Annotated in this window: 15 protein-coding genes; 12 read left to right on the top strand and 3 right to left on the bottom strand. The window is 36.6% G+C overall.

The features are described from left to right. Both ACHMWN_RS14595 and ACHMWN_RS14590 read left to right on the top strand, forming a co-directional pair. Entirely contained in the window at positions 1-2,637 is a 2,637-nt protein-coding gene (locus tag ACHMWN_RS14595; protein ID WP_397302511.1) for a TonB-dependent receptor domain-containing protein, read from the top strand. 502 nt (positions 2,638-3,139) lie between these two features. After that, positions 3,140-3,937, top strand: coding sequence for a hypothetical protein (locus tag ACHMWN_RS14590; RefSeq protein ID WP_397302508.1), 798 nt, complete (start codon positions 3,140-3,142; stop codon positions 3,935-3,937). 29 nt (positions 3,938-3,966) lie between these two features. Here the strand turns inward: ACHMWN_RS14590 and ACHMWN_RS14585 are convergent, their stop codons facing one another. Together ACHMWN_RS14585 and ACHMWN_RS14580 are read right to left on the bottom strand one after the other, a co-directional pair. Then, the gene (locus ACHMWN_RS14585) at positions 3,967-4,251 is read right to left on the bottom strand and encodes a chaperone modulator CbpM (RefSeq protein ID WP_397302505.1); all 285 of its coding nucleotides are present in this window, start codon (positions 4,249-4,251) and stop codon (positions 3,967-3,969) included. A gap of 26 nt (positions 4,252-4,277) precedes the next feature. Further along, positions 4,278-5,198 carry a DnaJ C-terminal domain-containing protein gene (locus tag ACHMWN_RS14580; protein ID WP_397302502.1) on the bottom strand — a complete coding sequence of 307 codons (921 nt, stop codon included), beginning with the start codon at positions 5,196-5,198 and terminating at the stop codon, positions 4,278-4,280. Between the two features lie 187 nt (positions 5,199-5,385). Between ACHMWN_RS14580 and ACHMWN_RS14575 the strand changes: the two genes are divergently transcribed. From ACHMWN_RS14575 to ACHMWN_RS14560, 4 genes are all read left to right on the top strand, one after another. Next, the gene (locus ACHMWN_RS14575) at positions 5,386-7,725 is read left to right on the top strand and encodes a family 20 glycosylhydrolase (RefSeq protein ID WP_397302500.1); all 2,340 of its coding nucleotides are present in this window, start codon (positions 5,386-5,388) and stop codon (positions 7,723-7,725) included. 598 nt (positions 7,726-8,323) lie between these two features. Next, the gene (locus ACHMWN_RS14570; protein WP_397302498.1) at positions 8,324-9,667 is read left to right on the top strand and encodes a serine hydrolase domain-containing protein; all 1,344 of its coding nucleotides are present in this window, start codon (positions 8,324-8,326) and stop codon (positions 9,665-9,667) included. Between the two features lie 45 nt (positions 9,668-9,712). Continuing rightward, the gene (locus ACHMWN_RS14565) at positions 9,713-10,054 is read left to right on the top strand and encodes a hypothetical protein (protein ID WP_397302495.1); all 342 of its coding nucleotides are present in this window, start codon (positions 9,713-9,715) and stop codon (positions 10,052-10,054) included. Between the two features lie 44 nt (positions 10,055-10,098). Further along, complete coding sequence (locus ACHMWN_RS14560; RefSeq protein WP_397302493.1) at positions 10,099-11,412, top strand: hypothetical protein; 1,314 nt, start codon at positions 10,099-10,101, stop codon at positions 11,410-11,412. Between the two features lie 54 nt (positions 11,413-11,466). Here ACHMWN_RS14560 and ACHMWN_RS14555 read toward each other — a convergent pair whose 3' ends face one another. Beyond that, positions 11,467-12,684, bottom strand: a complete 1,218-nt coding sequence (locus tag ACHMWN_RS14555; RefSeq protein WP_397302490.1) for a hypothetical protein — start codon at positions 12,682-12,684, stop codon at positions 11,467-11,469. 195 nt (positions 12,685-12,879) lie between these two features. Here ACHMWN_RS14555 and ACHMWN_RS14550 point away from each other — a divergent pair, with 195 nt between their 5' ends. The 6 genes from ACHMWN_RS14550 to ACHMWN_RS14525 are packed head-to-tail and all read left to right on the top strand — an operon-like array spanning position 12,880 to position 23,318. Beyond that, positions 12,880-14,136, top strand: a complete 1,257-nt coding sequence (locus ACHMWN_RS14550; protein ID WP_397302489.1) for an alpha-1,2-mannosidase — start codon at positions 12,880-12,882, stop codon at positions 14,134-14,136. 1 nt (position 14,137) lies between these two features. After that, positions 14,138-15,625 carry an arylsulfatase gene (locus tag ACHMWN_RS14545; protein WP_397302487.1) on the top strand — a complete coding sequence of 496 codons (1,488 nt, stop codon included), beginning with the start codon at positions 14,138-14,140 and terminating at the stop codon, positions 15,623-15,625. Beyond that, positions 15,622-17,964, top strand: a complete 2,343-nt coding sequence (locus ACHMWN_RS14540; protein WP_397302485.1) for a DUF1565 domain-containing protein — start codon at positions 15,622-15,624, stop codon at positions 17,962-17,964. Before ACHMWN_RS14545 ends, ACHMWN_RS14540 begins: the two co-directional genes overlap by 4 nt. Before the next feature lie 7 nt (positions 17,965-17,971). Next, the gene (locus tag ACHMWN_RS14535; protein ID WP_397302484.1) at positions 17,972-18,586 is read left to right on the top strand and encodes a hypothetical protein; all 615 of its coding nucleotides are present in this window, start codon (positions 17,972-17,974) and stop codon (positions 18,584-18,586) included. 23 nt (positions 18,587-18,609) lie between these two features. After that, entirely contained in the window at positions 18,610-20,907 is a 2,298-nt protein-coding gene (locus ACHMWN_RS14530; protein WP_397302481.1) for an endopygalactorunase, read from the top strand. Beyond that, positions 20,904-23,318 (top strand): glycoside hydrolase family 3 N-terminal domain-containing protein, encoded by a 2,415-nt coding sequence (locus ACHMWN_RS14525; RefSeq protein WP_397302478.1) that lies wholly within the window; start codon positions 20,904-20,906, stop codon positions 23,316-23,318. The genes ACHMWN_RS14530 and ACHMWN_RS14525 overlap by 4 nt, the downstream gene beginning before the upstream one ends. The last annotated feature ends 123 nt before the right edge of the window (positions 23,319-23,441 follow it).

The following is a 23,441-nucleotide window of genomic DNA, read 5'->3' as shown; positions in this document are numbered from 1 at the left end:
ATGAGGAAAATAATACTAGTACTTATTGCGCTTAGTTTGCCAATTCTGCTTTGTGCTCAAGATCGAGTAGTGAGCCTTAACCTTAATAAACAATTTATTGGTTTGCTTTTTAAACAAATCGAAGAGCAGAGCAGATATAGTTTCATTTATAGTGACGATGTGGTTTCAGATACCATGAGAGTGTCGTTAAATGTGACTAATATGTCGGTTAATGAAGTGTTGACAAAAATACTGCCCGAACAAAAGTTGTATCATCAGATGATTACTAACAGACTAATTGCAATTGGCAGTAGAAATCAATTAGGTAAAGAAAAGTCAATGTATAAAACAGCATTAAATGGTAAAATAGTAGATCTTAAAGGAAAAGGAGTTCCATTTGCCTCTATAGGATTATTTGATGATAATGTACTGTTAGGAGGTAGCATTAGTAACGAAACCGGGAATTATCAATTGGCATTTAACTTTTTACCAAATTATACCTACCGTTTAAAAATCACATCGGTTGGATTTAAATCAAAGGAAATTGATTTTACCTATCCAGATACACTTGCTGCAAAGCAAATTGTACTAGGCGATGATCAGCTAGCACTTAAAACTGTAAATGTAACAGGAACCAAACCCTTAATGGAAAGAAAAACAGATCGTTATATTGTAAACGTTGAAGGAAGTTTCTTGGCAAATGGAAACAATGGACTTGAAGTATTACAACGGTCGCCAGGGATTTGGGTGGATAACAATGGCAGCATTAAAATAAGAGGAAATCAATCTGTAATGGTCATGATTAACGATGTGGTTCAACGCATGTCGGGAAATGATCTTGCAGATTACCTGCGTACGATAAAATCAGAAGATATCAGCAAAATTGAGATCATTTCTAGTCCACCATCAGAGTTTGAAGCATCAGGATCTGGAGGAATTATCCATATCATTCTTAAAAAATCAAGAAGTGACGGATTGGTGGGAAGTGTGAATACCCAATACCGTAAAATTGAAAATCGTTTTGGCTATGGTGCTGGACTATCACTTAATTACAAAGTGAAAAATTTATATCTCTTTGGTAGTGTATCAGCTGGAAATGAAAAGAGCGAATCCATAGCCACAAACAAAGTGACTTACCATAATCAGGATTCTTATTCGAGCAATACAGATCGTTACAATAACAATAATGCTGCTAAATATCAATTTAGCGCAGGCTACGACTTAGGTAAAAATCAATCCATTGGCATTCAAACCGTGCAAACCGGTACCCGATTAAACCAGTATTTCAATACCTACAATAACTTTGTCGGTGCTCAGCCACTTTCGGGCACAGCAAGATCAGAATGGTTCAGAAGACCTATTCTTAGCGGAACTACTATAAATTATGTATTGAAACTCGATAGCTTAGGCTCAAGTTTTAAAGTGATAGGTGATTACATCTACAGTAAAAGAAAGGAAGTAAATAATTTTTCTTCGGTATACGATGTACCTTCAAAAAATTCTACCTACCGCAATAATACCCCAAATACTACGAACGTGTATAGTCTTCAAACCGATTATACAAAAGTATTAAAGCAACAAATTTCTATAAAGGCGGGTTTAAAGTTTGCGTCCACCACACGAGATAATGAAGTAATTAACGAAAATTACAGTGGAGGCACATGGGTATTAAATACCAACCTCAGTAATCAGTTCATCTATAAAGAAGATCTTTCCATGGCGTATGGCTCTATTGAAAAGAGTTGGAAAAAACTGAGCATTAAAGCAGGGTTAAGAGCAGAACATACGCACATGAATGGAAATTCAATTACATTGAATAAGCAGTTTACGCGAAACTATCTCGGACTTTTCCCTTCTGTATTTGTAAACCAAAAGTTAGATGAAGAAAAAGGAAGTGCCATTTATTTTAGTTATTCAAGGAGATTACAACGACCTTCTTTTGCAGATTTAAACCCATATCGTTTGCAGTTCGATGATTACCTTGCTCAAATAGGAAACCCAGACCTTACTCCAGAATACACTCATAAATTTGAAGTGGGAAGTTATTTTTGGAAAGAGGTTGCTGCAGATGTATATTATTCAGTTACCACAGATCGAGTGGCGCAATTGGCCCAACCAGGCGCAGGCAATGTAATCGAATACCAAAATCGCAATTTTAGCAGCAGTAAAGAATACGGTTTTTCGATCTATGCACCGATTAAATTCTTTAAGTGGTGGACAATGAATACGTCCTTGGCAGGATATAATTTGAGGTATAATTTAGATAGCTACCAAATTTCGCAATCTACTTTTTTTGCCTCCCTTCAACATACCGTGACGATTAAAAATATTGTTGATTTAGATGTATACGGTTATTACCGTTCACCTTCTGTAAATGCCAACACAAAATCCTCAGATCAATTTAACATCGATGCTGGACTTACCAAGCGTCTATTTAATAAAAAGCTACAAGTCCGTACCTATTTTGCCGACATCTTTAACACAGCAAGAGAAAAGAGCTATACCGAATATTTAGGAACTAGCATAGATTTTTATCAAAAGAGACAAACTAGAACCATCAACTTCTCCTTAAATTACACCTTTAGCTCAGGTAAAAAATTCAGCAACAAAAAAATCGAACAAAGTAACGATGAAGAAAAACGAAGAATAGGTAATTAATTTACTGTTTGGCTTTGTAATTAGACTTAAATATGTCGTCTTCTAAGAGCATTCTTGGTTTTTTAGCACTAATCATTCATTTCATACTGTCTCAAAGAGCGTAGGGCCGACAGGAACGGCGGGCCATGCGTGAGCCTAGAGCGTGGAAGCATCGTTCCTGACTTGATTTTTGTTAAACTTTTTATCAAGAAAAAGTTTAGAGCCCCTTCGGTGGCGGCGAACCGAGGCAAGCCTATGCGCTGGCATCTTTATAACAATTAAGGAAAAGTAATTTGATCTTCGCCTATTCAGAGCCGAGAAAAGCAAGTACGCTGAACTTTACCAAACAAAGCATTAATGAGATTGCTATAGCTGATGAAATCAGCTTCGCAAAGACGAGTAGTTAACTGCTAACCAAGAGAACCTATCAACTTAACGTGTAAACAGTTGATGACATTGATAAAAAGCAATACTAAACAGCAATTTGAAATTATATATTTGTTAAATAAAACAACCCTATATCATGATACGCAACATTTCAAAAACCTGGATCATAACCCTTATCATCTTCGTCGGATTAAAAGCAAATGCACAAACCGTTACCTTAGATAATTACTACAATCAAGAAACAAAAGAAGACAAAATAGGGAATAGGATTAGTTTTCATTACCTATGGGATGAAAAAGCATCATCAGGTTTTTCAATTTTCGGCGAAGCCTTTAAAAGAAATGGAGCAAAAGAACTAAAAACTTTAAGTACAGCACCAACTGAAGCTAAATTAAAAGGAACTGACATTTTTATCATTGTAGATCCAGATAATTTAAAAGATAACCCGAAACCTAATTATGTAACAGAAACAGAAGCAACAGCAATTGCAAAATGGGTAAAAGAAGGTGGTGTGTTGTTAATCATGGCAAACGACGAAGTGAATGCCGATTTAGAGCACTTAAATCTATTAACCACTAAATTCGGTTTCACCTTTAATAAAGATTTGATCCTTCACGTTATAGACGATCAGCATTTTGCAGATGGAGAATTAAACATTGAAAATAATCCTATTCTAAAAACTGCAAAGACCATTTTTATTAAAGACGCATCTTCAATTGCAATTAGTAATTCAGCCAAACCTATCTTAAAAACAATAGATGGAAAGAATGTAATGGTAAGTGTTAAATACGGAAAAGGAACAGTGTTAGCCGTTGGCGATCCATGGTTATACAATGAATATGTAAATGGAAGATTGCCTGCTAAATACGAGAACGATAAAGCAGCAAATGATATCTCAAGCTGGTTATTAAAACAAACCACAAAAAAAGATTAATCATCATCCCTTATTAAGGAAGCTATGAATTAACCCTGCAGATTTTTTAGTGCTTGTTGCAACTCTTGCATCCGATTTAACAGATGACGAATGGTTTCTATACCTGCCATATTAATCTCTAAATCATAATGCAAGCGCATATACTTTTCTAAATCAGGTAACTGTTCATAGCTAATAAACAATTTTTCACCCGAGCGACTGAGCTCAATCAAACCATGTTCATTCAATTGGTGTACAAATTTTGTTTCAATGCTATAGTAAACGCAATAATCTTCAACTGCTATTTTTTCTGCTTTTTCTAGACTATTTTTCATTGCATGTAATCTTATTGAGTTGTAAATCAGGAACGCTCTTTAGCTAACTGCTCAAATAATTCTTTTTCTTTCGTTGTAAGTTGAGTTGGTATATCTATATGATAGCTAAGGTAGAGATCACCAAAAGAACCTTCCTTTTTATACACAGGAAACCCTTTTCCCTTTAAACGCACTTTAGTACCATTCTGAGTTTCCGGAGTAATTTTCATTTTTACCTTTCCAGATAACGTATCGATCATTTCCTCGCCACCTAGCACCGCTTTATAGAGATTTATAGTAACATCTTTATACAAATCATTTCCCTTACGGATAAATGAAGTATCATTTTTAATTTCAAAAGAAAGATATAAATCACCGTTAGGTCCACCGTTAGAACCAGGTCCACCGTAACCTGCAATCTTTATCTCTTGTCCATTTTCAATCCCGGCAGGTACCGTAATCCGGATATTTTTTCCATTGATCGTAAAAGTTTTTTTATGAGTTTCGTATACTTCTGATAAATTCAACTGAACTGATGCACGGAAATCCTGTCCTCTAAATTTGGCTTGTCTGCCACCACCACCACGATTGCCAAACATGGAAGAAAAGAAATCTGAGAAATCACCATCATCCCCAGTAAAAGATCCGCCTCCAAAAGGATTGCCGCCCGCACCAAACGGATTTCCACCTCCATTGCGTCCAGATGTTTGTTGCTGCTTACGGGCTTCCTCAAATTGATCTGCATGTTTCCAATCATTTCCATACTGATCGTATTTTTTCCTCTTCTCAGGATCGCTCAATACTTCATTTGCCTCATTAATTTGCTGAAATAGCTTTTCAGTCTGTGCATTATTAGGATTTAAGTCAGGATGGTGCTGTCGGGCAAGTTTTCTATATGCCTTTTTAATTTCATCAGCAGTTGCATTCTTGTTAATGCCTAAAACTTTATAGTAATCAATATAATCCATCAGATAAGAATAAACACTCTAAAATAACAACTAAAGTTAATGGAACGTTTGACGAAAAGCATTCTTTTTTATGAGCTACATTACAGCATACCATTTCAAACGTTTGTGTAGCATTAAACTCTTCCTTTACTTCAAATATGTCTAGTTTAGAGCAATCGCTTAATCAAAACATCACTAACCAAACATCATGTCTTTAAAAAATAAACTGTTCATCATCGGACTTGCCCTGTTAAGTATTCAATTCAACAATGCGTACGCACAAGAAGAAAAACTAGATGGTGCTGATTCAGCAGCTTTTAAAGCAGTAATTTCACAATTATCTTTCCCTAGTAAGCTGGCACCGAATACTCGACAATTGGTGCTTCCAAAACCACCAACAGGATATCAACTCTTTTTGTATGGATCAAGTAGAAAACCAGTTATACATACCGATGGAAAAGTGTACCAACCCTTAACAGATTGTGAAGTACAATTGGTGTTTAAGTTAAAGAATACACAAAACAACAAGGCCTACGAATTTCCACAAACCATACAAGTAACAGGACAATTTCGTCCGCAGTCGGGTATAAACAAACAACCCTTTGTAATTCCTGCTTTGCAAGAATGGAAGGGTGGAAGTGGTCATTTCAACTTACTTAAAACCAGTAGAATTATCGTTAACCCAACAGCTAAAAAAGTGTTGCAGCCAGCAGCCGAAATCTTTTTAAAAGACCTAAAACAGCTTACTGGTTATACTGGCTTAAGCATTGCTAGTGGTAAAGCAAAACCTGGAGACATCGTTTTAAGTTTAAATCCTACAGAAAAAAACTTGGGTGATGAAGGCTATACCATCGATATTGATCAAACCGTGCATATCAAAGCACCCTATTATAAAGGGACTTTTTGGGCAACGAGAACCATTTTACAACTCCTAGAGCAAGATCCTACACATGTTCAAATTGTTAAAGGTAAAACACACGATTACCCGAAGTATGAAGTGAGGGGTTTAGTACTCGATGTAGGTCGTAAATTTTTTACGCTCGACTTTCTAAAACACTACGTAAAAATGATGGCCTATTACAAAATGGGCGATTTCCACATTCATTTAAACGATAATGGATTTAAACAGTTTTTTGATGGCGATTGGAGCAAAACCTATTCTGCCTTTAGGTTAGAAAGTACTACCTATCCTCAATTAACAGCTACAGACGGACATTACACCAAAGCAGCATTTAAAGAACTGCAACAAACTGCCAAATTATACGGTATACGTATTATACCTGAGATTGACGTGCCTGCACACGCATTGGCATTTACTAAAGCGTTTCCAGAAATAGGCAGCAAAGCGTACGGAATGGATCATTTGGATATCAATAACCCTAAAACTTATGAGATTATAGACTATGTGTTTAAAGAATACATAGGCGGTAAGGATCCTGTATTTGTAGATCCAGAAGTGCATATCGGTACCGATGAATATGCCAAAAAAGAAGCCGAAGGCTTTAGAGCATTTACTGACCATTATATCCGTTTTGTACAAAGCTTTGGTAAAAAAGTACGCCTATGGGGTGCGTTAACCCATGCACAAGGTCAAACACCTGTAACTGTAAAAGGAGTAACGATGAATGCATGGTACAACGGCTACGCAGAACCTAAAGAAATGGTGCGCTTGGGCTACGACCAAATTAGTACACCAGATGGATGGTTATACATTGTGCCTGCTGCCGGTTATTATTACGATTTTCTCAATGTAAAACGGCTATATCAAAGTTGGGAACCTAATCAAATCGGAAATGTAGTTTTCCCAATGGGGCATCCAAAAATAAGAGGGGGCATGTTTGCCGTATGGAACGACCATGTGGGTAATGGCATTACCATGAAAGATGTGCATCAACGGGTTTTCCCAGCGCTACAAGTGTTAGCAGAAAAAATGTGGACAGGAAAAACAACGTTAGCTAACTGGGATGACTTTGCTAAAAACAGCACTAAAATAGGCGAGGGGCCTGGATTAAATATGCGAGCGATGGTGAAGTCTACCACAACCGATTCGCTAGTGCTAAAAAATGAGTTGCGTACTACAACAACAAAATCAATTCACTTACCCATAAAAGAAATCGGCTATCCGTATTCTGTTGCCTTCACCATGCAGCCAACTATTGGAAGCAAAAATGATATCACTTTATTTACCTCCGAAAATGCCCGAGTATTCCTTTTACATAATGACGGATTAAAATTAGGTTTCAGTAGAGAGAACTATATTGATCTTTTCGATTTTGTATTTGAACCAGATAAAACCTATAAAATTGTGCTTACAGGAAATGAAAAAGGCACTTGGTTATATGTAGATGGAAAATTAGCACATAAAATGGAAGATAAAAAACTAAGTTTTCCAAACACAAAAGATAAAATAAGTCGCATGCAAACTTTGGTGTTTCCTTTAAATGAAGTAGGAGATACCAAAAACGAAGTGTACAACTTAATTTCAGACCTAAAAGTGTATAACAAACGATTAAACGAACAAGCAATTGCGGATTTAAGTGGAAACTAATAGGGTATATTTATAGATTACAAACGTTTGTGCTATATTAATCTTATTTTTAAGCTATGCTGACGATTATGAAAACAGATATCTAGAACCAATTTACTCCAATAAATCAGTAAAACAACAATGAGATTGCCACAGTCGGTGAAGAACCTCCTTCGCAAAGACGGGTAGTGAATTACTGATGATATAAAAAATTACTTACTAGTAGTTAACTAATAGTTAACAAGGTCTTTGACCTAATAACGACCCTGTTACTACCCTGTTATGACCTTGTTAATACCCTGTAAAAGCAGTCTTAAAAAATAGAAAATAGAGCAACAGCTATCCTCTAAAATTAACTTTAAGTTAATTATGATTCAATCTCAACTGTTGGAAGTAGTGCACTTAAAACTACATTAGCTGTTATCACATCATGAGGTATACTAAATGCAAGTATGTCACCTTTAATAAAAACTGCATTTAAATAGCATTCAACGCATAAATTAGAAATAAATTTAATTTATTTTTCAATTTGCTTTGAAATACAAAGTGCTTTTACTTAACTTTGTAGTACAAAGTACTTTTGTGCAAAATAATAGTAACTAACCAAATCATCCTAATGATGAACATAAAATTAATAACCCTAAGCCTATTCATGCTAGCACTTGGCAACACCAGCTACGCACAAACGAATAACACAGCAAAGCTAGATCAGTATTTTGACAAGCTAGCTGAAAAGAATAAAGCAATGGGTACACTAGTGATTGCTAAAGATGGCAAAGTAGTTTACACACGTTCTATCGGTTACAGTCAGATTAATGAAACCAAAAAGACGCTACTTACTGCTGCTAACAGATACCGAATTGCTTCCGTTACTAAAATGTACACAGCTGTATTGATTTTTCAATTAGTGGAGAAAGGCAAATTAAAACTCACAGATCCACTTGCAAAGTTCTTCCCACAAATTGCTAATGCTGATAAAATTACTATCGCTCAAATTTTAGCGCACCATAGCGGAATTCACGACGCATTGATAGATCCAAATTTGCGTCCTCAGACTAAAACAACTTCCATTACTAAAAATGAATTAGTCGACATTATTGCTAAAGGCAAATCTGATTTCGAACCTGGTACAAAACATGCGTATAGCAATTCTGGCTATGCACTATTAGGCTTAATCATAGAAAAACTAACAGGGAAAACTTATGCTGAAGTGCTGAAAACTAACATCGCAACAAAGCTAGCCCTTAACGATACCTATGTTGCAACAGGAAACATCGACGTAAATAAAAATGAAAGCCTTACGTATAAATATAGCGATGGTTGGAAACAAGATGCCGAAACACATCCAAGCATTCTCTTCGGTGGCGGCTCAATTATTTCGACACCAAACGACATGGTCAAATTTATTCATGCTTTGTTCGAGTTGAAACTCATCACTAAAGAACATTTAGACATCATGAAAACGATGAAAGATGAGGATGGATCAGGTATGGAACCTTTTCAATTTGCAGAGAAAACTTTTTACGGTCACACTGGAGGTGGTGATAATTACGGCGCTTGGCTCATGTATCAACCTGAAGAAAAACTAGCAGTCGCTTATACCACAAATGCAAAAGTACATCCTGTAGGAGATATCCTAAAAACAAGCATGGACATTTATTACAATAGATCGGTAGAGATTCCAACCTTCGAATCGATGGTAGTAAGTACAACAATCCTAGATACATATGTTGGTGTTTACTCGACTACTGCTGCACCTGTGAAATTCACTGTGACCAGAAACGGAGCAACACTTTACATACAACCCCCAGGAGGACAAGCTGCTGCACCATTGGTAGCAACTGCACAAGATAAATTTAAGATAGAAGGCAACAACGCAGTCGCTTTTGAATTTAATGCTGAAAAAGGGCAGCTCATTGTAAAAAGAAACGGTGGAGAACGAGTTTTCACCAAAGAAAATTAAGAAAACAAGTAAAAAATTATTCATAACTTATATCATCAAATCATCATGACACTTCAAAACAACTTTACATCACGACCAATTGATACACGTTCATTAATCACTAGAATGCTGGTAGGAGCAGGAATTGGTTTAGCCATCATTTTATTTTTAATAACAGCAACTAAAAACCCTAAACCAGAATGGGGGCAATTTTGGATGATTAAACCTTTACTAATTACGCCATTAGTTGCAGCTGGAGGTGGTTTAGGTACTTACTTTATGGAATATATACTAGGTTATCAAGGTGGGTGGAGTAAAATAATAGCGGTAATCATTAGCATCGTAGGATTTATAATTTCACTTTGGTTAGGTACGGTATTAGGCCTGAATGGCACATTGTGGAATTAATTTTTAAGATTTAACAGTTTAAATTATACTCCAATGAAACCATCATGAGCAGACTGCTTACAAATAGGAATGCTCATGATAGCTTCATTACCATAAAAACAAATTATACTCCAATGAAAGATCAAATTGTAACCTACATTAACGATCCTAAACAACTCGAAAAACTGTATCGAACTAATAAATCGCAGTTTAAACAATCCTTTAATGAATTGTATCCAGAGCTTAAAGGAAACACGGTAGCAGATTTTTGGGATGAAAGACTGAATTACGAAAGTGAAGCCGTTAACTGGGGAACAGGTAAGGAATTGGTATTTGTAATTATTGCTTCCCTTGTGGCAGGTCTTATTGCAAAGTTGCCAGCGTTGCTAAACATTAGCGAAGATTATTTCTATCCTAGAAATATTGGTTTTATCGTTTTTCCTGCTTTAACAGCTTACTTTGCTTGGAAAAACAAACTAGCTAGTGGTAAAATTGCTTTTATTGCATGTGCAATCCTAGGGAGTGTAGTCTTCATCAACTACTTACCTCATGTAAAAACCAGCGATACCTTGATTTTATCATGTATTCACTTGGTATTGTTTCTGGGTTCAATACTTTGTTTTTCATTTGTTGGGGATTATAGAAACATCGAGAATAAACGACTTGGCTTTTTAAAATACCTAGGCGATTTGGTAGTCATGACAGGCTTAATTGGTATTGCAGGCGGAATAATGACAGCCCTTACCATCAATCTATTTCTATTAATTGGATTGCATATAGAAACATTTTACTTTAATTACATTGGAGTTTTTGCCGCTTGTGCTGCACCTTTAGTAGCCACTTATCTTATTCAAACCAATCCACAGTTAGTAGGTAAAATTTCGCCAGTAATCGCTAAATTATTCAGTCCACTGGTTTTAGTAATGTTGGTGGTGTATCTAGTAGCCATTATATATTCGGCTAAAAACCCGTACAATGATCGTGAGTTCTTGCTCATTTTTAATGCACTTTTAGTTGGCGTAATGGCGCTTATTTTCTTCTCTATTGCAGAAACAAATCAATCCAGTAAAAGTAATACCCAAATCTGGATTTTATTTTTACTTTCCATCGTAACCATAATCGTAAATGGTGTAGCGTTCTCCGCTATTATATTCCGAATTGTACAATGGGGAGTTACACCAAATAGAGCCGCAGTTTTAGGAAGTAACGCCTTAATCTTAATTAACCTTTTATTGGTAACGTTCCAATTGTACAAAGCGGCTCAAAGAAAAGTGAATATTAGCGCAGTAGGTAAAACCATTGCCTATTACTTACCTGTTTATTTAATATGGGCAATTATAGTAACCTTTATATTTCCGTTTTTATTTGGCTTTAAATAAAAGTAGAGGATACTACTAGTAAGAAGAGAGGCAATCATAACTGCCTCTCTTTTTTTATTTTTCAGGCTTTAATGTCAAAATCATTGCACAATCTTCCATTTTTGTTTTAGCATTTTCTATAGTGGCATTCGCTATAATAGTGTATAATTCTGGATTAAAAGCAGAAAGATAAAGGAAATAAGCGCCTATACTTTTTCTAGATTGTTTAGCGCCATTTAATCCATCTACCCTTGCCGAAAAAGATTTTTCCTTTTCATTATAAATCACATACTGTGCTGTATTAGCCAAACCTACCATCACTTTCTTAGGGATAGCATACGCGGCTCTTGTATAATTTCTAGTGATACCCAAAACATCATATCCAGCATGTGGCACATCTTCTATATATTTTCCAGCGAAATCATTAACAGGATAGCTCCATTTGTAACAATCAAAACCAGCTGCACTTTTGTAGGGTACCAACTGACTGATAAACCAATCAACCGAGGTTTTAACAATCTGATCGTATAGTGCTACTTTTTTAGGTTGCTGATTTAATAAGTCATAACATTCCGCCATGCGTTGAAAACCACCAGTTAACATCGCTTGCTGGTTCCACGGAATTGGTTTATTGCCATCGCCAGCATATCTCGGACCAATAGCTTTCCAAGCTGGTAAATCTGGCCAATAAAACTTTAAGCTTTCTTTTTGTACAAAATAAGGAATGATATAAGTTTGTAAAGTTTTATCCATTTCTGTTAGATAAGTGTTAGCTCTTTTAATATAAGTTTCACCAAATTGGTTGGGATCGCCAGTTGTTACTTTTGTATTCCAAAGCGATTTATTTTTGATGATTAGTTTGGCACAATACGCAATATGAGCGACAATATCTCCATTCTCTGAACCCGAATAAAGAGAATCAATAACAGTATTGCTCTTGTTTGGCCAGCATAACTCACGCTTTCCATTCCATAACACACGACCATTAACAGGATTGTTTCGAGCGAGTAATGCTTTATCAGCTAATTGAATTAGGATATCCAATAATTCATTATCATGAGTAGCTTCATACATAACTCCGATAGCTTCCATAGCTGAACCTGAAGTGCCATACACCCAAGCATTGCCAAGATTGCTTTTAGCTGGCACAAAAGCTTTAGCAAATTTCTTAAAGGCAGTTAATTCATTGGCTGTTATCGGACCTTGTAAATTCTCTACTAGCATTTGCTGTGCTTTGTTTTGATTGAAAACAAACAATAGAAAGCTAAGAAGCAGTATAGTTTTCTTTTTCATTTTTAATGATTAATTAGGTGCTAACCAATATAGTTGCTTTGAGAAATCAATAATTCAGCTTTATCAACTAAATATTCAACCATTTGAGTACATAGTTAAGTTGTATGCTAAAATTGAAGAATAGTATGCTTATTTAATGAACTATAATACCGTTGTTTTTAAATATCCTTGTTTTAGTAATTTTAATTTACATCCATGCGAAAGCCAATTTTTACACTAACCGTATTGCTGCTGAGCCTATCTTCATTTGCTCAAGAAAATAGAGTACAAGAAACTGAAAAGCCATCATTAGGTGCTAAATTAGTGGTAGAAGATTTGAAAGGAGCGGTTACCAAAAACGAAATCGCTGCTTTTAAAGCACACATACGAGATGTTAAAGCTCCAGCATTGGCTGATGGAAATGTGTATGTATATGGCAATCCTGGTAAAATTATAGAAGCTTGCGGCTTGATGTATGAAGCAACAAACGACCAAGAAATTTTAGATAGAATGATCTATTATTGTGATAATGCATTAGCTGGTCGTAATGATTTAGCGCCTGCAACCAATGGCGGACAAAGAGTGGTATGGACAGGGAAAATTGAACCGGTATGGCCACCTTCAAAAGCTACTGTTTCTCCAGCAGGTGCTGGTGTAGAACAAGGGAGTGTACTTGCACATATTTTGTATGGAGCTAAATTGATTTTATCAAATCCAGCTCTCTGGAATAAAAAAGTAACTACCGGAGATCCAAAAGGTTTTGGATTAACCTATAAAGAAAGAGCTTTAACCTACGTTAAACAGGCAGATGTTGTCATTGAGAATTGGATACTTCCCAACTTTGTAAGAAAAGATAAGAAGTTTTACTTCCCAGGTGCTCCAAATGCGTATAAACCAAATGAAGCTGCTCCATGGAATCAGTTATTTATGCTAACCAATGGGCTAATTCTCTTATCGCAATGCCATACATTACTTAACGATGCACCAGAAAAAGTAAAGGGGTATGATGAGTTAGTTACAATTAACATCAACTTGTTTAAACAAAATGTAAAATTTTACAAATCTCAATTGGGTACAACGGCTTGGAAGTTTGACTATGCATTGGTATCGAGAATTGAAGATACCAATCATTTTGCTTATGAAAGTGAAGGCATGTGGTTAGCCTACGACGCAGGAAAATATGGTGTAACCAAAGCAGATATGATGGCAATGGTCAATACCTATTTTGATGTGGTATTAGGTACTATACATGATGGCCGTTTTGCTGGTAATGTTGATGGAACTACTGGTAAAGGTCATGCTGGTGGTGATAATTATGTAAGAGACGAATACATTTATTTAGCAGCAATTAGACCAGAGAAATACGAAACTGTTGGCAACATCGAGCTTTCAACAAGGAAAGTAGCCACTTCACCACAAATTACAGCCAGGTTATTATGGCTAAAAGACCGTAGATTTAAAACTGAAGAATAATATGAAAAGACAGCTTTATGTAGGTTTATTTTTAATGCTGGCAAGTTTTACTTGTTTAGCACAAGGTAATCAGCAAAAACCTAATGTAATCTACATTTTGGCAGATGACATGGGGTATGGTGATATCAAAAAATTAAATGCTGATGCGCAGGTAAGTACACCCAATTTAGATCGCTTAATTAACGAAGGTGCTGTTTTTACCAATGCACATTCAGGCTCTGCAGTGTGTACGCCAACCCGATACGGAATTTTAACAGGCAGATATGCGTTTAGATCAAGCCTTAAAAAAGGAGTGTTAAATGGTTATTCTCCAGCGCTTATAGAAGAAAGTAGGTATACAGTAGCTAGTTTGGCAAAGGCGGCAGGCTATCAAACTGCAATTATTGGTAAATGGCATTTAGGCTTTGATTGGACTCCACTAGATGCGACTAAAAAAGCAATTACACCTGGAGAAGATCAATACAAACCTGATTTAAGCAATGTAAATTACCAAGTGCCACTAAAAACTGGCCCAAATCAAAATGGCTTTGATTACAGCTATATCATTCCAGCTTCTTTAGATATGCCGCCTTATACCTATTTAGAAAATGGAAAATCTACCAGCTTACCGTTAGTGCCGTTTAAAGGTCAAAACTCGCCAAGAGGTGTTTTTTGGAGAGCTGGTCCAGCATCACAAGATTTTGTAATTGAAAAAACACTCGATGTTTTTATAGCTAAAGCACAAGATTATGTGGTAAAAGCGAGTGCAAAAAAAGAACCTTTTTTCCTTTATCTTCCTTTAACTAGTCCGCATACACCGTGGTTACCTTCCGATAAATTTAAAAACACGTCTAAAGCTGGTATTTATGGAGATTTTGTGCAACACACCGACGATGCAGTTGGTCGGATTTTAAAAACATTAGATAGCTTAGGTATTGCGAAAAATACCCTAGTTATTTTTACATCAGATAATGGTGCCGATTGGAAACCTGGTGATGAGAAGGAATACCCTTTACATCGTGCAAATTATATTTTTAGAGGAGATAAATCTGATATTTGGGAGGGTGGACATCATGTTCCATTAATTGTACGATGGCCAGCTGCGGTTAAAGCCAACCGAACTATTCCGCAAATTACATGTCTTACCGATTTAATGGCAACCTTTGCAGGGATTACGAATCAAAAACTTCCAGCAGGTGCTGGACCCGATAGTTTTAATTTACAACCTGCATTAATGGGGGATAATAAACCTGCTAGAGAAAGCATTATTCATCATTCTATTGATGGGATGTTTGCTATAAGAAAAGGAAAATGGAAATTTATTGATGGTAAAGGAAGCGGTGGCTGGTCTATGAAAACAGGTAAACCAGAAGATCCTGATGGGCAGTTGTACGATATGGAAAAAGACGAACGTGAAACAACCAACCTGTATACTAAATATCCAGAAATTGTTAAAGAATTGAAATCGCTGTTAGAAAAGCAAAAAGAGCAAGGGTATAGCAATCGATGAGAAAAATAATTTATACGTTGCTTTTTGTAGCGACTTCATGTACTGCTCATGCAAAAGATTTTTATGTTGCTGTAAATGGCAATGATACAAATCCTGGTACACTAGCGAAACCATTTGCGAGCATACAGAAAGCAATAGCAATGGCTAGAAAATATCCTGAGCAATCGGTGATATTTGTGCGTGGTGGGAATTACTACCTATCAAAACCCTTAACCTTTACCGCAATTGATAGTCGTAAAAAGAATGGCCCCTTAACCATTAAGGCCTATGCGAAAGAAATTCCAGTTTTAAGTAGTGCTAAGGTTCTTAAACTAGATTGGAAAGTAGGAGAAAACGGTGTTTATTATGCGACTGTAAAAGATGCTAATCTAAAATTTGATCAACTCTTTATCAATGGTAAACGGATGGTAATGGCTCGCTATCCAAATTATACGGATGGTGTACTTCCATATGGTGGAGCTGCCGCTGATGCCATTGCTCCTGAAAGAATTGCCAAATGGAAAAACCCTGCAGGTGCATTTATTCATGCCATGCACAATAGCCTTTGGGGAGATTTAAGTTATAAGGTAACAGGAAAAGATAATTCGGGCAAATTGATAACAGAAGGAGGGTGGCAAAACAATAGACCATCGGCTATGCATGCTAAATACAGATTTGTAGAAAATGTGAGGGAAGAGTTAGACCATGAAAATGAATGGTATTACGATAATCAAACCCATCAATTGTATCTCATTCCTGAAAAAGGATTGAATGTATCAACTGCATTGATCCAAGCACCTCAATTAGAAAGCTTAATTACGTTTAATGGAACAGTTGATACACCTGTGGAATACATTACGATTGAGGGCTTAACCTTAACGCATACGCTACGTACGTTCATGAAAACCAACGAACCTTTACTACGAAGCGATTGGACGATGCACAGAGGCGCTGCAATATTTGCCGAACATACGGCACATCTTAACATCACAAATTGTGATTTACAGTTTCTAGGAGGGAATGCAATACTGTTTAGTAAATTTAATCAATACAATACCGTATCGGGTTGTCATCTAAAAAATGTAGGGGCAAGTGGAATTTCATTTGTTGGCGATCCTGCTGTAGTACGTTCACCAAGTTTTAAATACCAAGATTTTGTAGCGTTAAAAGATATAGATCGAATTAAAGGTCCAAAGGGAGATAATTATCCACGATTTTGTAAGATTTCAGATAACCTTATCCATCAAATTGGAGAAGTAGAAAAGCAAACTGCAGGTGTGCAAATCTCTATGTCGAGAAATATTGAAGTGATACACAATACCATTTATGATGTACCAAGAGCTGGGATTAATTGCAACGAAGGTACATGGGGTGGGCATTATATTGCGTACAACGATGTATTTAATACCGTTTTAGAAACTGGCGATCATGGTGCATTTAACTCTTGGGGTAGAGATCGATTTTGGCATCCTAAACGTGAAACCATGGATAGCTTAGTAAAAAGCCATCCTGAGTTAATTTTATTAGATGCGATTGAACCCACCACCTTATTCAATAACCGATTTAGATGTGATAATGGGTGGGATATAGATTTAGACGATGGATCATCGAACTACATTATTAAAAATAATGTGTGCTTAAACGGTGGTATCAAATTGCGTGAAGGCTTTAATAGAGTGGTCGAAAACAACATTATGATCAATAATTCTTTTCATCCACATGTGTGGTTTAAGAATAGCCATGATCAATTTGAACACAATATTGTTGGCTCTGCATATCAACCTATCCGAGTTTCAGATTGGGGAACGCGTATCGATTATAATTTCTTTCCAGATCAAGCATCATTGGATAAAGCTCGTTTGCAAAAAACAGATGGTAATTCTACCTATGGTGATGCTTTATTTACAGATGCAGCTAATGGTAATTTTGCTTTAAAAGCTACATCTCCAGCTTTAAGCTTAGGAATAAAATCTATTGACATGAATTTTGGAGTGGTTTCTCCACGTTTAAAAAAACTAGCTAAGAAAGTAGCCATACCAACACTGGTCAACTTGAAAATTGAAGAAGATAAAGAAGTTGATTTTTTCAATTTAAAAGTTAAAAACCTACAAACCTTAGCAGAGCAATCGGCAACAGGAATGCCCGATAAAAATGGAGTTTTAGTGACCAAAAGCAATTTGAAAAGTATACTCTATCCATTGGTGAAAGAAAATGATGTTATTTTATCCTTCGCAGATCAAAAGATAAATAACATTAAAGACCTGTTTGATGCACGTTTAAAAATTACGTCAAAAAAGACAACTACGATGACTGTTTTTAGAGATCAAAAGGCACAAGAAATAACTGTTGATATTAAATAAAATTGAAATGAATAAACAGATAGTCTTTGTTTTACTTGCGCACTTAGTTACGTATTCAGCTTTTGCAAAACCTGCAAGCTCAACTACTGCCATTACGTATGGCGATAAAAGTTCGCATATCGCTCAAATAAACAAAAATCAATTGGTTTTAGTAACTGGAACCACCTATAGTTTTACAGTTGATACGCCCGAAGACTATGGTTTAGTGAGTACACAAGCTACCGTTGAAGAGTTAATCAGCGAAATTGCGTCGACAGACGGCTCCAAACAATACTATCAACTTATAGCTAGTAATGGAACGGCAAAGACTACGGGAGTTATAGCCGAAGGCGACATTTTACAAGTGACTGCTCAAGATGGAAAAACCACAAAAAAGTATACCATTACTTTCAAATCAATGGCATTGAGCGGAAAGCTAACTTTAGCGCAAAATCAAATCACTCAAAATACCAATCAGAGTATTACACTTTCGTATACTGCAGGGCAAAGAAGTCCAAATGCAAGAGTTCAATTATTTTTGCCAGTAGGAATAGAGCCAACTTTAAACAATACCAGCGTAAATGTAATTGGAAGAGGATTTGTAAAACTAAGTGAATTAAACAATCAATCTATTGGTCGGTAGGCTCACTCTATTCGTATTCAAAAGTGGGAGTGGTTACCTTAACTAAATCATCAAACGGTGCAGCAATCATTACCCTTAATCATTTAGATTTCAGACCAGCAAACGGTGCCGATGTAGTGATCAAAATAAACAATGTAAACTTAAAAACACTAGGGAACCTCACGTTTAAAGCCATCTACACCACATCGCAGCCAAGTGTTTTAACTAGTGCAGGTACAGGAAATGAAACTGCGACGTTGAAAGTAACCAAAACCATTTCAGATTTTGTACGCCTAGTTGATCGTAGCATGGCTTACCAAGAAAAACCGAATACCTATACTTCAGCAAGCTTTAAATGGCCTTTTGTTAGTGATGCTAAACATATCCAATTACAATCGTCTACAAACAATGGTAAAACATGGTCGGTTGTTGCTGCGGTACTAGATGCCAAAAGTGGTACAGCGAAAGTGAATAACCTATCACCTCATTTATTGTACAGTTTTAGGTTACTCGTAAAAGACGGAGAAAAAAAGGGTTATTCAAACGAGGCTCAGTTTTATACTGGCAAAATGGATGTGAAAAAGTTCGGTGTGAATGCCGATGATCAATTGGATGATACCCAAAAAATAAACGAAGCCTTAGCGTATTTAAATAAAATTGGCGGTGGTACATTAGCATTTACTAAAGGAACATACTTAGTTAAAACAGTTCATCTACAAAGTAATGTCTATTTGTTTATTGATAAAGACGCTACCATAAAAGCCATAAAAGGAGCCGATGCCCCTGAAAGCACATGGTTTAGCGATAAAAAATATCGCTCAGGATTGTCTCCAACAGCTATTGGTCCTTATGCTGACCCAGAAAATTACATGACCAAACAAGATGTGGGACATCATTATTTTAGGAACACCATGTTTTTTGGCGAACGATTAGATAATGTAAAAATCATTGGAAACGGAAGAATTACTGGCGATGGCAATTTAGTAAATGGCGATAATGTAATGAATAATGCAGCCGATAATCGAGCTGATAAAATGTTTACACTAAAACTGTGTACTAACTTAGAAATAGGAGGTTTGCCTAAAGCCGAAGATTTATGGTACGACCCTGCTAAAGATGAGCCTTACTATATCGCCAAAGATGGTAGTAAAGATGTTAACATAGAAAATATGTTGAATATAGATAGAGCAGGGCATTTTGCATTGTTAGCAACGGGTACCGATTCTATCAATGTTCACAACACCTATTTCGGAAAAAACAGTACATCGAACGTTCGTGATATTTACGATTTTATGCAATGCAACGAAGTAACTGTAACCAATATCTATTGTAAAGTAAGTTCAGATGATATCGTTAAACCAGGTTCAGATTGTTCTTTAGGTTTTACCAGACCTGTCCATAATTATAAAGTTCGAAACATTATAGGCGATACAAATTGTAACCTCTTTCAAATTGGCTCAGAAACTGCCGACGATATTACAGACATCTGTGTAGATAATATTTATGTGTTGGGTGCAAATAAAGCGGGTTTCTCCATCTCAACCAATGATGGTGCGCACATTAAAAACATCCATTTAAACTGTGGCCATACAGGAATACTACATTCAAGGTCTCAAATGTTTCGTACCACCACACCGTTCTTTATCTCTATCTCTAATCGAGGTAGAATTTTGGGCGCAGATGTAGGTAAATACAACTTTACTGATAACGGTGAAAAACACAGTGAGCTATTAGTGAAGAATGTAAACATCGGTGTAGTAGAAAACATCATCATCAATGGTGTTGATATTGCCGAAGTGTATGGAGGAAGTTCTTATGGAGATGCTACCAACCGTTGGAAACCTTACGATGGCAAACAGCGCAAATCAAGTCCTATTATTGCAGGGTATAAATTGCCAGATAATGAAACTGTAGAAGGTGGGTTAAACTTTAAACTTCCAAACGGACTACATACCGGTTACATCAAAAATGTATCCTTTACGGATGTAAATATTTTAGTAAAAGGGGGTAATCCAGTTGCAGATACTTTACAAACATCTCCAGAATTAGGCGTAGGGCAGTATAATGTTTCCAATCTAAAAACACAACCATCCTATGGGTTATGGGCTCGCCATGTGAAGGGATTAACCGTTCAAAAAAGTTCATTCAATTACGAGAAAAGAGATAGTCGTTATGTGATTTATTTAGATGATGTAATAGGTGCACAGCTTTCAGAGTTGAAGATGGTAAAACCAACAGATAATCCTATCTTAATCGGATTAAAAAATGCATCTCAATTAAAAACCGATAACATAGTTTACTACGACGACGAAAAAGGAAAAAATCCAAAACAGTACAAATGATTAAGTATAAAACCATAACCTTTTCTATTGCCTTCACCGTATTGGCAATAACTACGCAAGCTCAAAAGGATAAAATTTACCATAAAGGCTGGATAGATTTTAACAAGAACGGAAAAATGGATGTATTTGAAGATGCAGCTAAACCGATAGAAAGTAGAGTGAAAGATCTATTGAGCCAAATGAACCTGAATGAAAAGACGTGTCAGACCGCCACACTTTATGGTTACGGCAGAGTACTTAAAGACGAAATGCCAACCGCCGAATGGAAAACACAAATTTGGAAAGACGGCATTGCCAATATAGATGAAGAATTAAATAGCTTACCGTATAACAAGAAAGCAGTAACCCAATATTCCTTTCCTTTTAGCAAACATGCTAATGCTATTAATACGGTACAAAAGTGGTTTATAGAAGAAACACGTTTAGGTATTCCAGTCGATTTTACCAACGAAGGCATCCACGGACTTTGCCACGATAGAGCTACACCATTTCCTGCTCCAATTAATATCGGTGCAACCTGGAATAAAAACTTAGTATACAGAGCAGGAACTACCGTTGGTCGAGAAGCAAAAGCGTTAGGTTATACCAACGTATATGCACCCATACTCGATGTAGCCAGAGACCAACGTTGGGGTAGAGTAGTAGAATGTTATGCAGAAGATCCTTTTTTAATTGCCGAACTCGGTAAACAAATGACACTAGGTATTCAAAACCAAGGTGTAGCGGCAACTTTAAAACATTATGCAGTATACAGCGTACCCAAAGGTGGTAGAGATGGACAAGCTCGTACCGATCCACATGTGGCACCTAGAGAATTACACCAAATGTTCCTTTATCCTTTTAGAAGAGTAATACAAGAAGCCAAGCCTATGGGTGTAATGAGTAGTTACAACGATTGGGATGGCGAGCCTGTATCTAGTAGCTCTTATTTCTTAACCGAACTCCTTCGCAAACAATATGGTTTTACAGGGTACGTAGTATCAGATAGTGAAGCTGTAGAATTTATTGCAAGCAAACATCATGTTGCAGCAGATTATAAAGAGGGTATCAAACAAGCCATAGATGCTGGACTAAATGTACGTACTCATTTTACCATGCCCGAAAACTTTATCCTTCCACTACGTGAATTAGTTAAAGAAGGTAAAGTAGCGATGAAAACACTAGATGAACGTGTGGCAGATGTGTTGAGGGTGAAATTTAAATTAGGTTTATTCGATAGCCCTTATGTAAATGACCCTGATGCTTCCGATAAAAAAGTCCACACCACTGCAGATGAAGAATTGGCTGTACAATTGAATCGCGAATCGATGGTGTTGTTAAAGAACGATAAAAACCTGCTTCCGTTAAATGTAAAGCAATACAAAAATATTTTAGTGACTGGTCCATTAGCAGCCGAAGTAAATTATACCACGAGTAGATACGGACCATCAAACAATCCAATTGTTTCTATTTTAGATGGAATTAAAGCCTACGCCAGCAAATCTGCAAACGTAACGTACAGTAAAGGGTGTGATGTGATTGATGCCTCTTGGCCAGAAAGTGAAATTATCACTACTCCATTAACTGCAGAAGAGCAAGCGCAAATAAATGAGGCGGTGGCTGCGGCAAATAAATCTGATATCGTAATCGCGGTAGTAGGCGAAACGGATAACCAAGTAGGTGAAAGTAAATCAAGAACAAGTTTAAACTTACCTGGTCGTCAATTAACATTGCTACAAGCATTGTATGCTACAGGTAAACCTGTAGTCATGGTCATGTTAAACGGTCGTCCGTTAACTATTAATTGGGAAAACCGTTACCTTCCTGCAATTCTTCAGGCAGGTTTTCCAGGTCCCTCTGCAGGTACAGTGGTTGCCGAAACTTTGTTTGGAGATAATAATCCTGGTGGTAAACTCACCATGACGTATCCAAAGTCTATTGGTCAAATTGAGCTGAATTTTCCATTTAAGCCAGGTTCTCAAGCTGGTCAGAGTAAAAGCGATGATCCAAATGGAACGGGCAAAACCAGAGTGCTTGGTGCGCTATATCCTTTTGGTTATGGATTAAGCTATACCACTTTCGAGTTTACTAACCTGAAATTAAGTGCTCAAGAAATTCGTCAGCAAGGTGATATCACTATAGCAGTAGATGTTAAAAATACAGGTAGTCGCAAAGGAGATCAAGTAGTACAATTGTATCTTAAGGATGTGGTTAGCAGTGTAACTACTTACGAATCTGTTTTAAGAGGATTTGAAAGAGTAAGTTTAGCCCCAGGCGAAACGAAAACCGTAAAATTCACCCTAAAGCCAGCTGATTTAGCGCTATTAGATAAAAGTATGAAATGGACAGTAGAGCCTGGTAAGTTTGTGGTCATGATAGGTAATTCATCAGAAGATATTAAATTGAAAAAAGAGTTTACGGTGGTTAAATAGCATATTTCCGTCATTGAGAGGTACGAAGCAATCTTACAACAGCATCAGATATTCATCGCTTTAAGATTGCTTCGCTGCGCTCGCAAAGACGAACATGATGCTAGACCTCCTTGCTCGTCTTTG

The sequence above is a fragment of the Pedobacter sp. UC225_61 genome (genome assembly GCF_044452285.1).
GTDB lineage: Bacteria > Bacteroidota > Bacteroidia > Sphingobacteriales > Sphingobacteriaceae > Pedobacter.
This window is presented reverse-complemented; position numbering and strand designations above follow the sequence as displayed.